Origin of the sequence: Roseibium sp. Sym1 (assembly GCF_027359675.1) — a bacterium.
Classification (GTDB): Bacteria; Pseudomonadota; Alphaproteobacteria; order Rhizobiales; family Stappiaceae; genus Roseibium.
In genome coordinates, this window is the sequence record NZ_CP114787.1 from 29,179 (window position 1) to 41,486 (window position 12,308).

General features: G+C 58.8%; 11 protein-coding genes. All 11 read left to right on the forward strand.

Annotated elements, in window-relative coordinates; translation table 11 throughout:
* The first annotated feature begins 25 nt into the window (after positions 1-25).
* The 11 genes from argH to O6760_RS30820 all read left to right on the forward strand — a co-directional run bounded on the left by argH (position 26) and on the right by O6760_RS30820 (position 12,248).
* Entirely contained in the window at positions 26-1,537 is a 1,512-nt protein-coding gene (argH, locus tag O6760_RS30770; protein ID WP_269586426.1) for an argininosuccinate lyase, read from the forward strand.
* A gap of 32 nt (positions 1,538-1,569) precedes the next feature.
* A complete protein-coding gene (locus O6760_RS30775; protein ID WP_269586427.1) occupies positions 1,570-3,225 on the forward strand; it encodes an ABC transporter ATP-binding protein in 1,656 nt (551 codons plus the stop codon).
* A 154-nt stretch (positions 3,226-3,379) separates the two neighbouring features.
* Positions 3,380-4,705 (forward strand): cystathionine gamma-synthase family protein, encoded by a 1,326-nt coding sequence (locus tag O6760_RS30780; protein WP_269586428.1) that lies wholly within the window; start codon positions 3,380-3,382, stop codon positions 4,703-4,705.
* Positions 4,706-4,724: 19 nt separating this feature from the next.
* The gene (locus tag O6760_RS30785) at positions 4,725-5,786 is read left to right on the forward strand and encodes a Glu/Leu/Phe/Val family dehydrogenase (protein ID WP_269586429.1); all 1,062 of its coding nucleotides are present in this window, start codon (positions 4,725-4,727) and stop codon (positions 5,784-5,786) included.
* A 27-nt stretch (positions 5,787-5,813) separates the two neighbouring features.
* Entirely contained in the window at positions 5,814-6,536 is a 723-nt protein-coding gene (locus tag O6760_RS30790) for a YitT family protein (RefSeq protein ID WP_269586430.1), read from the forward strand.
* A 434-nt stretch (positions 6,537-6,970) separates the two neighbouring features.
* On the forward strand, positions 6,971-8,011 hold the full coding sequence (locus O6760_RS30795) for a GGDEF domain-containing protein (protein ID WP_269586431.1): 1,041 nt from the start codon (positions 6,971-6,973) through the stop codon (positions 8,009-8,011).
* 173 nt (positions 8,012-8,184) lie between these two features.
* Positions 8,185-9,081, forward strand: coding sequence for a DUF2971 domain-containing protein (locus O6760_RS30800; protein WP_269586432.1), 897 nt, complete (start codon positions 8,185-8,187; stop codon positions 9,079-9,081).
* Between the two features lie 30 nt (positions 9,082-9,111).
* The gene (locus tag O6760_RS30805; protein WP_269586433.1) at positions 9,112-9,735 is read left to right on the forward strand and encodes a hypothetical protein; all 624 of its coding nucleotides are present in this window, start codon (positions 9,112-9,114) and stop codon (positions 9,733-9,735) included.
* A gap of 412 nt (positions 9,736-10,147) precedes the next feature.
* Positions 10,148-11,116, forward strand: coding sequence for a DUF3991 and toprim domain-containing protein (locus tag O6760_RS30810; RefSeq protein WP_269586434.1), 969 nt, complete (start codon positions 10,148-10,150; stop codon positions 11,114-11,116).
* Between the two features lie 128 nt (positions 11,117-11,244).
* Entirely contained in the window at positions 11,245-11,841 is a 597-nt protein-coding gene (locus O6760_RS30815; protein ID WP_269586435.1) for a DUF1419 domain-containing protein, read from the forward strand.
* 8 nt (positions 11,842-11,849) lie between these two features.
* Positions 11,850-12,248: a DUF3085 domain-containing protein gene (locus tag O6760_RS30820; RefSeq protein ID WP_269586436.1), complete on the forward strand. Its 399-nt coding sequence runs from the start codon at positions 11,850-11,852 to the stop codon at positions 12,246-12,248.
* Positions 12,249-12,308 lie beyond the last annotated feature (60 nt).

The following is a 12,308-nucleotide window of genomic DNA, read 5'->3' on the forward strand; positions in this document are numbered from 1 at the left end:
ACCCCCACTACAAACTGGAACGAGAATGAACAGCCCGGTTGTCCAACAAGAGATTTACCTCACCGAAGCACGGCTCAGCAGTCCGCCGGCGGAGAGTCTCATCAAGTATTATGACCTGCCGGTTCTCGAGCATGAGAAACGTCACTTCCACGAATTCAACCTGGTTGATCTGGCGCACACCGTGATGTTGGCGGAGCAGGGCATCATCTCAAGAAATGTGGCCCGTACCATCCTGAAAGGTTTGGTGGAACTGCGCGACAGCGATCCGCAGACATTCCCGACCGATCCCCTCAAGGGCAGCTTCCTGCTTCAAGTCGAGTCCTATCTATCCGCGCGGATGGGCGAGGATATTGCAGGACAAATGCATACAGGCCGCAGCAGGATCGACCAAGGCACTACGGTTCGGCGGCTGTACGAACGAAACCGCCTTCTCGATGTGCTCCAGCAACTGAACAATTTCCGGGATGCTCTTGTTGCCCAGGCCGAGCGACACTCGCGCGCAATCATGCCGGGTTATACGCACATGCAACAGGCCCAGCCCTGGGTCTTCGGACATTATCTTCTCAGTGTCAGCGCACGATTGAACGATGATTTCGCCAGGCTCGTCGAGGTCTATGCACGAGTCAATCTCAATCCACTCGGCGCTGTCGGACTTGCCGGCACGTCATGGCCACTCGACAGAGACAGAACGACTGAACTGTTGGGGTTCGGTGGTGTCCTGGAAAACTCGAAGCTGGGCAGAGAAGGGTACTACTCTGCGGAATTGGCTGCGGCACTCTCTATTTTGATGGCGACATTGAACGACCTTTCCACTGACCTTCATCTGTGGTCGGCAACCGAATTCGGATTTGTGGAATCGGGCGACGCCTATTGCGGCACCAGCAGTATCTTTCCGCAAAAGAAGAACCCGGCCGGACTTGAGGCCATCAAGAAGGCCGCCGGCGGCTCGGTGACCTGGCTCGCGGCAGCGCTCGCAACCTTCCGGGCGGAGGGCACGGGTGATCAGACCATGCGTGATCTGCCCTTTATCGACGAGTCTCTTGAGACAACAGAAGGCATGCTGATCCTGTTCACCGGCATCATCGAAACTTTGATTGTGCATGAAGATCGAATGCGTGAAGCACTGAATGGCAGCTGGTGTACCGCCAGCAATCTGGCAGACGTGATCGTACGCAATACCGGTCTCTCGTTCAGGAAGGTCCACCATATCGTGGCTCGTCTTGTCCGCATCTGCCTTTCAGAGGAGATCGCCCCCACGAACATCACGCTGGCCGATCTCAATCGCGCCGCGCAGCAGACCGTTGGTCAGGACGTGGAGATCGATGAGACTTCTTTGCGTGAGGCGCTCGACCCCGAAGTGTTTGTGCGAACCCGTGTCTCAACGGGGAGCGTCTCGCCAGGTGAAGTTGATCGTATGCTGGAAACTGCCAGAACCCAGCTTTCGACCGACCGGAAATGGCTATTATCCGAACGCGCCAGACTTCGGGAGGCCGGGGCGAAGCTTGATGCCGCCGTAGACTCGGTCATGGCGGGCTGAAGGCAAACATCTATCCAGCGGAACGTCCCACAATGAATGCAACCCACCAAGCACCAAACCCTTCGAATGCCCTACTCGCAGTAAAGGATCTGCGCGTCGACTTCGTGTCCACAGACAGCCGTGTCGAGGCGGTAAAGGGAGTGTCCTTTCAGTTGAACAAGGGAGAGACGCTGGCACTGGTCGGTGAATCAGGATCTGGAAAATCGATCACAGCCCTGTCGATCCTCCAGCTGCTTCCCTACGCGGTCAAGAACGAAACCTCGGGCAGCATTCTGTTCGCGGGCCGGGAAATGATGGGCGCAAGCGAAAGCGAGATGGAGAGCATCCGAGGCGACAGAATCTCGATGATCTTTCAGGAGCCGATGACGTCTCTCAACCCGCTTCAGACGATCGGGCATCAGATCGGCGAGGTCCTCGCGCTTCACAAAAAGATCCGCGGTGAGAAGGCGCGAAAGCGAATAATCGAACTGCTGACCCTTGTAAGGCTCCCGTCGCCGGAAGACCGCCTGAACGCCTATCCCCACGAGCTTTCTGGAGGCCAGCGACAACGTGTGATGATCGCTATGGCACTCGCCAACGATCCCGATTTGTTGATCGCGGACGAGCCGACCACAGCGCTTGATGTGACCGTTCAAGCACAGATTCTCGAACTGCTCCGAAGCCTGCAGAAGCGTCTCGGGATGGCGCTGCTTCTCATCACCCACGATCTGGGTGTCGTGGAGAAGATGGCGGATACGGTATGCGTGATGAACAAGGGTGAGATCGTCGAAACCGGCCCGACAAAACAGATCTTCACTGCGGCGCAACATCCCTATACGCGCCATTTGCTCGACTCCGAACCCAAGGGGCAGCCCGTGGCGGCGCCAGATGACGCGAAGGTCATTCTGGAGGCGGCCGACGTCAAAGTATGGTTCGGAACGAAGGGCGGCTTTCTTCGGCGTCCGACTGCCTACCTCAAAGCAGTTGATGGCGTAGATCTGACCGTTCGCGAGGGACACACCGTTGGAGTCGTCGGCGAGAGCGGGTCCGGCAAAACAACCCTCGGCATGGCGATACTGCGGCTAAATCACGGAGAAGGTTCCATACATTTTCAAGGTCGCGACCTGGGGGCTTTGGATGCAGAATCTATGCGGGCCATGCGGCGGGACATCCAGATCGTGTTCCAGGATCCATATGGGTCGCTGAGCCCGCGCAAATCGGTCTCCAACATCATCGGCGAAGGGTTGAGAATTCACAACATCGGATCTTCGCGGCAAGAACGGGACGAGATGATCAAGTCGATCCTGGTCGAGGTTGGGCTTGATCCAGAAATGCGACATCGTCATCCGCATGAGTTCTCAGGCGGCCAGCGTCAGCGCATCGCGATTGCCCGCGCCATGATCCTGAAACCCAAATTTGTTGTCCTCGACGAGCCCACGTCCGCGTTGGACATGTCCATTCAGGGCCAGATCATCGATCTGCTTCGCGACCTGCAGGAGAAGCATAACCTCGCTTACCTGTTCATCAGCCACGATCTGAAAGTTGTGAAAGCTCTCTGTGAGGATGTGATCGTCATGAAGTCAGGCAAGGTTGTGGAACGCGGGCCTGCCGATGAGATCTTTTCCAATCCAAAAGAGGATTACACAAAGGCTTTGCTGAAGGCCGCTTTCGAGGTCGTCGCAGAGGATACAGCCGAGGCCATGACCTGATCGGTTAGCGGTGCGGCGGGGGAGCGAGGCGGCGCGTGGGTCATACCGTGAGCCGCCTCGCACTATGCTCATCATGATACGCGCCTGACGCTAGGCGCTTCAAAAAACGCGGTGGCTTCAGCGCCGTGTCGGTGATTGTTTTGTGAGAATTGCGATGCCAGACAAGAATTTCAGGCGCACGGAACTCGGTGGAAAGCCACTTCATCCCGCCACCCAAATGACAGCCTACGGCTATGACCCCGCCTTATCCGAAGGTGCGGTAAAGCCGCCAGTCTTCCTGACTTCAACCTTCGTTTTCGAGAATGCCGAGCAAGGCGCAGAGTTTTTCGATCTGGCGTCCGGCCGCATACCCGTGCCGGAAGGCATGGGCGCAGGAGGATTGGTTTACTCTCGTTTCAACCATCCGAATACCGAAATAGTCGAAGACAGACTTGCGATCTGTGATGGATCCGAGACCGCATTGCTGACCTCGTCCGGCATGGCAGCGATCAGTGCAGTAGCGCTAACCTATCTACGCCCGGGTGACAGCTTCGTGCATTACACTCCACTCTATGGCGGGACCGAGGCCTTGTTCGGAAATGTCTTGCCCCAGTGGGGCGTGAGGCCAGTTCCATTCACTGACGGCACCTGCAAGGACGCTGTGCTGCGCGCTCTGGAAGAAGGCGCGCAGACCGGGCCAGTGAAGATGATCTATCTGGAAACGCCTGCAAACCCGACAAACGCGTTGATCGATATCCGCCTCATGCGTGAAGTGGCCGATGAATGGGGCACCGCAACTGGTCAAACACCGCTGATCGTCTGCGACAACACAATGATCGGTCCGGTATTCCAACGGCCGATCGAATGCGGCGCCGACATCTGTGTCTACTCACTCAGCAAATATGTGGGAGGTCACTCGGATCTGGTAGCCGGCGGTATCACAGGGTCCGCAAAGCACCTGAAGCCGGTTCGTCAAGCGCGCGGCGTTTTTGGTTTCCATCTCGATCCGCATTCGAGCTGGATGCTGTCGCGCTCGATGGAGACGTTGACGCTCCGTATGGAGCGCGCTGCCGCGTCCGGCAGAAAAGTCGCACATTGGCTTGCGACCAACGACTATATCCCGTGCAGACTGCTGCATCCGGAATACGAGAGCGATCCGAGAGCCCAAGAAATCTATCGACGTCAATGTGATGGGCCAGGCTCTACCTTTGCCTTTGTTGTCGAAGACGACCGCGACCTCGCCTTCCGGATCCTGAACGGGCTGACGCTGTTCAAGCTAGCGGTTTCCCTCGGCGGATCAGAATCGCTTGTTTGTCATCCCGCTTCGACCACGCATTCCGGCATGTCCCCGGAGGCGCGCAAGAACGCTGGCGTAACCGAAGGCCTAATCCGGCTTTCGGTAGGTCTCGAGCATCCTGACGATCTTGTCCGGGATCTTGAGCAAGCATTCTGCTCGGCTCGAGATAGCAGTCAGTCACGCTCGCAAGTGCGCAGCTCATGAGCCATAGAGGAAATGGATAATGGATTTCACTGCTCATCCCGATTTTTGCGGGCATGAAAAGGTGGTTTTTGTTGATGACCCCGCATCGGAACTGAAGGCAATCATTGCTGTCCATTCGACCACTTTGGGGCCTGCCGCAGGCGGTTGCCGCATTTGGTCATATCGGAACCAGACCGATGCCCTTTCCGACGTTTTGCGGCTTTCGCGGGGCATGACCTATAAGAATGCCATTGCGGGTCTCGATCTGGGCGGCGGGAAGGCCGTGATCATGCTGCGAGATGGGCAGCAAAAGACCAAGCCGATGATGCTTGCCTTCGGCAGGGCGGTCGAGAAACTCGAGGGCGACTACTACACTGCCGAAGATGTCGGTTCCACGACCGAGGACATGGCAGCCGTCAGGACGCAGACGAGCTATGTCGCCGGATTGTCCGAAGGCAAATACGCCAGCGGTAATCCGTCTCCCGTGACCGCGCGAGGAGTCTTTGAAGGGATCAAACTCGCTTGCGCAAATGTGTTCGACCGCTCCGAACTTGACGGTCTGCGCGTTGCGGTCCAGGGCGTCGGACATGTTGGCTGGTATTTGTGCGAGATGCTGCGCGCGAGCGGCGCACAGCTCATCATCTCCGATGTGAATCACGATCGCTGCAGATCGGCCGCCGAAAGGTTCGGTGCGGATATCGCCGATCCCAACCGGCTCCACGCTGTCGAGTGCGATGTCTATGCACCCTGCGCGCTAGGTGGCACGTTGACGAGCAATTCGATCGAGGAAATCAAAGCGAAAATAGTCGCCGGCGCGGCCAACAACCAACTCGGATGCGAGTCGGATGCGGAGCTGCTTCACGGGGCCGATATCCTTTATGTGCCAGACTTTTTGATCAATGCCGGTGGCATTTTGAACGCCGCCCGCGAAATCAAGAAGATCACGAACAGCGACTGGGTCGAAGATCAGATCAGTACGCTCGTCAATACGATGCAGAAAGTTCTCGATCGTTCCCGAATAGAAAACCGATCTCCGCACTACGTTGCCATGAAAATGGCAGAAGACCGGGTCGAGGCGGCCAGACTTGCGGCCGCCGAGTAAAGATCAGATTCCCGGAACCCTGCCTATATGACCTCGAAGAGAACAGAAAACACCACCGATTTCCCGTCTTCAGGCACCGTCACAAACGCCGAGCCGACCGGCGGTGCAGATCGCCCGGTTCCTGACAGGGCGCGATTGGAAGGCTGGCGCTCGACAGCTACGCATCACAACCCGCTTGAGGATGCCCAGGCGATTGTGACGGGAACGGTTCTCGCGACGCTAGGCGTTGCACTGCTTGCTCATTTGAATTTTCTCACGACTGGCGTTGCCGGGTTTGCGCTCATTATCTCCTACGCCTTCGGCTTCAATGTCGGTCTCGTCTTCTTCCTGATCAACCTGCCATTCTTCGTGTTGGCTGCTACGCGCATGGGTAGGGCTTTTACGATCAAGACCTTTGTCGCCATCGCGGTGCTGTCTGTGATGACTGGGGTTCAGCCGAAATTGTTCACATTTGGCGAGGTCGATCCCCTCGCGGGCGCGGTTGTCGCTGGTCTGCTGATCGGCTTCGCAATGCTCGCCTTGTTTCGCCACCGGGCAAGCCTTGGTGGTGTGGGCATCCTCGCCGTTTTCTTGCAGGAGAGATTTGGTTGGCGCGCCGGCCTCACCCAATTGGTCGTCGACCTGACGATTCTCGGACTTAGCTTTGCTGTTGTCGACCGTACGGCGGTCCTTTACTCGGTGATCGGCGCTGTCGTCCTGAACGTGTTTCTTGCCATCAATCACAGGAGCGACCGGTATATCGCGAAATAGGGTCCGCTGCTTACCTGGGGCCCGAAGGTTCGAATCCCTCGGCCAGAAACGGCATTGCGCGATGAATCTCCGACTTCGTGCACCCTCCTGTTGACGAAATGCGCATGACCTTTCCCCGACAAGTCCACGCGCCGGGTTTCGGAATTACTGAATACAAGGAAACGGAGCCGCGAAAGACATCCGCCGCGTTATCAAGCTCAAATCCCTATTCACCTAATACTCTACAAAGAAATTCGATATCGCGCGAATAATTACGAACCCATTTACCGTTCCAGCACTAATTGTAAGCTCCCGGCCTCAACAAGTTGTTGATTCAACGATCTTTAACGGCCCGACGATTACCAATGCCGGTGCTCCGGAATCCTGCACGCGGTCTTGTGCCTGTTGCGCCAATCCGAGCCATGGTCGCCATCCAAGGGGATAACGAGGATTGAATGGGGAAATTCAAACGGCAGCCTTCCGCGTCAAGTCAGCGACAGGATGCACAGGACCTACTTGATTGGCTTGCGGATGCAAATGATCGGGTTCAGCAGAGCACTGCTTCTCGAGACGAAAGTTTGCACTTGTGGCCGCATCAGGACCTCCTGTCCATCATGGTGGCAAGTGTCCCGGATTTCCTCTTTATCAAGGACCGAGACGGGCGTTATGTCATGGCCAACGGTGGATTGCCCGGCCGCAACATGACGGCGGACCAGCTCATTGGAAAAACCACCTGGGACATAAATGTTCCAGAGGTTGCCGCCAAGGTTCGGGCCCAGGAAGAGGAGCTGTTTCGGACTGGCGAAGCGCAGCTGGACTACGAGTCGCCCGTCACCGACAAGAACACCGGAGCGGAAATCTGGATCCGTTTGTCACGGATTCCGATCCGGGACAAATCCGGTTCGATAATCGGTTTGGTCGGCATCGCGCGTGACGTCACAGCACAAAAACAGGCCGAAGAAGAGGTCAGGTTTCTGGCGCACCACGATCCATTGACGCGGTTACCAAATCGATCCTTGCTCACCGACCGCTTGGAACAGGCAATCTCGAATGCCGATCGCAACCGCGGCTCGGTGGCGACAGCTTTCATCGATCTCGACAACTTCAAGCTGATCAATGATGAGCTTGGTCACGCGGCTGGCGACGAGCTTCTCAAGATTGTTGCAAACAGAATGGTCGAGGCCTTGCGAGCCACCGACTCGGTGCTTCGTCTGGGCGGCGACGAGTTCGTTGTCATTTTTTCCCAGCCACCGGAATGCTACAATGCGCTGTCGACGGTAGCGAACAATGTCCGCCGAGCCATTTCCGCGCCGATAACGCTGGATGATCACACTGTCACGATGACGTCCTCGATGGGCCTGGCGGTTTATCCCGCAGATGCCACCGACGCCGAGAATTTGCTGAAGAATGCCGATACGGCAATGTACCGGGCCAAGGGATCGGGGCGCGACAGTCTTCAGTTCTTCAATCCAAAGACGAATTCCAATAATCGATAAGCGCGGAGTCCTTCCGCGAACAAATAAACTGGCCACAAACAGAGCAAAAAGCTCTAGGATCTGCACAGCAATTGCGGCTCTTGCACGCCGCGCCACGAAGGGCTGATTTGGCCATGACCCGCATACCCCGTCGCATATACAAGTTTCGCGCGTTCAGCGGCCGGGTGCTCGACATGCTGGTTGCCGACCAGCTTTATTTCTCCGATCCCGCAGACTTCAACGATCCGCTCGACAGCCGGCCCAATGTCGAGGGCGACATCACCGATCACGAACTCGAGCAAATCCTCAGCCGCCTCGTCGAGCAGCGCATCAAGGCCGAAATGTTGACCGCGGCGAAATCGCTCAAATATCGAGGTCCAAAGACCATCGATCACATCGCGCGCCACAGCCGGAAGCGTGCAGACAGCCTGCTCAACGAAATCCGCTACAATGCCGGCGATCCGGCCTACGAGATGGACGACCCCGAGCATTTCCTCTTGACCCAGTATCTCGAGGAAGAGCTACTGAGGCGCTACGACAGAGGCATCGTCTCGTTCGGCGCCCGAGCGACCTGTCCGTTGATGTGGAGCCATTACGGCGACCAGCACCGCGGCATCTGCGCCGGCTATTCGGTTCCCGAAGACGCCTCCGACAAACTGAACAAGATCGAGTACCGCGGCAGCCGGAACGTCAAGGCAAGCGATGTCGCCATCATGGATCATGACCCAGCCGCCCGACGGCGGGTCGATGATGCAGTCCTGCTCCGCAAGGCCAGCTCATGGCGCTATGAACAGGAATGGCGGCTGATCGGCACCCGCGGCGTGCAGAATTCTCCGCTCGAGCTCGAAGAGGTCATTTTCGGGATCAGATGCGACTCAGCCTTGAAATACACGATCTTCAAGGCGCTCGAGGATCGTCGCCGCCCCGTAAAGTTTTATGAGATGCGGGAGCAACACGGAACCTTCCAGCTTCGCAAATGCCGGCTCGACTTCGGCGAGCTTGGCGCGTTTTTTCCGCGCCGCGCGCGGGACTACATCGACGATTTCGCGGACCTCGACATTGATGAGCCGCCCCAAGGGTTATCTTCCTAAACGCGGGAAGCGAAAGGAGAATGCCGCCCCATGGTCGACGACATAGAGGAAAAACCGGACTTCGAGTCCCTTCTGCACACGGATTTCCGCTGGCCGACGGAAGGGAACGCGCCGTTCACGCAATCGGAAGACTGGGAGCAAAACGCATACATCGACCGGTTTGGCCACGGCCGCATCGTCATGATGATGAACGGCTACAAAATGGCCGGCGACCTCATGGTCGCCCAGGTCGCCCGTGATCGCCATGACGGCGATGTCCTCGTCTTTCCGGTTGTCTTCAACTACCGGCAGTTCATCGAATTGTCGCTCAAATTCCTGATCGCCACCTACGGTCACACCGTCGGTATCAAGGCCGAATGGAACACCCACGACCTCAAATCCCTCTGGGAGACCTTCTTGAAGGTTCTGGAGGGCTATGGTCACGATGATGCCGAAGGCACCGACGCAACCGTCGAAAAGATCATTCTGGAGTTTGCAAAGGTGGATCCAAGATCATTCTCTTATCGCTATCCCGTCGACACCAAGGGCAATCCCGTTCTCCTTGCGCATCAGGAAATCGACCTCCACAGGCTTACCGACGTCATGCACGGACTCGAGGGCTATTTCTCCGGTTGCGATGGGTATCTGGACGATCTTCAAAAAGCGGGGCCGTGACGGGAAAGCGGTCCAAAAGGGTTGAGAGGCGCGCTGGCGTGTCGGCTCCGACCTCGGCTTCGGGATGCGGCTGCAGCCGTGTTGAAGAAGCAGATTGGCGTCGCCCTGCGGGCCGGGCTGTTGGCAAAGCTGAAGCCCGCAAGCGGTCTTCCCCCATCCGGGCGGCCATCCCTGACGCCGGGCGGCCGGGGGAATTGGAGAACTGCCAAAAACACCCTTGGTGCCGCTTGCGCGCGGCGGCCGGCAAGGGAGGCTTCGCCGCTTCTGGCCCCGAAAACTGCGACCCGGCACAAATGCCGGCTTGCCATCAGCGCCCTTGTCCTGCCTTGCTCTTCGCGGCCTCCGGGTTGCCGCCCCTACAAAATAGGGAGCGGAAACCGGAGAGAGGACCGCGCCGGACGCGGAAAAGAGAATGGAAAAAGCAGACCTGGAAGAGTTGAAGGGAAAGGTCGCCTGCGGCGCAGTGCTCGAGACCGCCGGCTTTGCCGTCGACCCCAAAGAAAGCACGCGCCGGGCGGTCAAGTACCGCCGCGGCGACGACATCATCATCGTCATCCATGACGGGCAGGGCTGGTTCGATCCCCTGTCTGATGCCAAGGGCGACGTCTTTCGCCTGGTCGAACATCTCGACGGCCTTCCCTTTGCGGCGGCGCTTTATGTCGTCGCCGATCTGGTCGGCTTCGTCCCTTCAGAACCGGAATGGAAGCGGCAATCGCGCGAGCGCGCGCCCGACCTCACCATCCCCGAACGCTGGAACGCGCGGCGCAAGCCTTGGCCTGGCTCGGCAACATGGCGCTATCTGCGCGACGGGCGTGACATTCCCGAAGCGATCCTGAGATCTGCCATCACCCAGGATATCCTGCGCGAAGGCCCCCGTGGGAGCATGTGGGCGGCGCACCGCGATCGCACGGGCGCCGTGACCGGCTGGGAAGAACGCGGGCCGGATTGGCGTGGTTTTGCGACCGGCGGTGCGAAAGTGCTTTTCCGGCTCGGGCCCGTCGATGGGCCGCGGCTTTGCGTCGCCGAGGCGGCGATCGACGCCATGAGCCTTGCCGCACTCGAGGAACAGCGCCCTGACACCCGCTATCTGAGCACTGGAGGCGGTTGGTCGCCGGCGAGCTCCGAGGCCCTGCTCGATCTCGCCGTCCGGGCGGACGCCCTTCTGGTCGCGGCCACCGACAACAATGCCCAAGGGGAGAGCTTTGCCGCGCGGCTCGAGGCGCTCGCCGCCGATGCCGGTTGCGGGTTCGTGCGGCTGCGGCCGGTGCTGGAGGACTGGAACGAGGATCTGAAGGCAGGAAGAAGAAGGAAGGATGGAAAGAAGGAGGACGGCTGCCGCATGCCCGCCGTCCGCCTCAAGGGTGAAGCTCCGCCCGGCTGACGCCGGCCCTTGACCCGGCCGGACGGAGAGGCGGCTGCGGGAAGGGGTCCGGAAGGGCTGAAGAAGATGGTGACGCCGATGAGGGTGCGCCGCGCTCCAGCCCGGGACAGGCCCAAAAGGAGCCCGCCATGACCTCTCCCATCCGCAAGATCCATTTCGGAATCGCCGACCGCCACCAGATGTTCAGATTATTCGACCGCCATGCGCAGCGACCCGATCGCTGGCAGACCGACGGAGCCAAGCTTTACGCCGGCGAGTGGTTCGAGATCGCCCGCGCCGAGCATGACTACATGCTCGAGATCCTGCCGCCGCTCTGGATGCGTGGCGAGATGTTCGCCATGCGCGAATTCCTGACCGGCAGCATCACCAGCGTCTTCTATACGCTCAGCATCAATGGCGTCGCGCGCTACTTCCACGCCTATTGCGATCTGTCCGATCGCCGCTCGCCCTATGAGACGCGGGATGCCATCGTCGAGCGCGAACGGCAGCCGGTCAAGGCGATGACCCGCGAAGAGCGGATCGAGCATATCTGGAGCGCCACCCACGACAAGTATCGCGGCTATGCCGGCGCGGACTTCCGGCCAGAACATCGCGGCAAGCGCACCGTCATCGTCTACGGCAAGCCGGGCACGCGGTTCGAACTGCTCGAGAGCCTGACCGATCAGCAGATCTCCGAGAAGCTGCCCGTCCACCTGCGCCACCTGCCGCTGCCAGAAGCTGCGTGAGGTCGGTCATGTTCACATTTCCGGTTCTTGCGGTGCGCAAGGTCATCGCGCGCGGCGAAGAGGATGCCGCCGCCAATGGCGGCTTCCGCAATCCCTACTATGGCACCCGTCCGGGAGAGGGCGAAAAGCCCGGCTTCTGGCTCGTTGGCGACGAGGGGGTCTACATTCTCTCAAACGGCAAGCTCGCCGAGGGCCAGAAACCGCTCGTCGTCTATTCGACCGAATGCCATCCGAAGGGCGATACCGACTGGTGGGATTACAAGCGCCGGCACTTCGGCGGCGATGACGGCATCGAATTCATCGATGCCGATCTGCTGGTCCCAAGCTTCAACCGGAGCTTCGGGATCACTCATCTCGGCATCCAGCTCACCGAGAACGACATCTCGTTCTCGCTGATCACCCGCTAACCGCACTTCCACTCCCGCACCTATCCGACGCTGCCGGCTCGCCCGGCGGCGCGGCTTCGT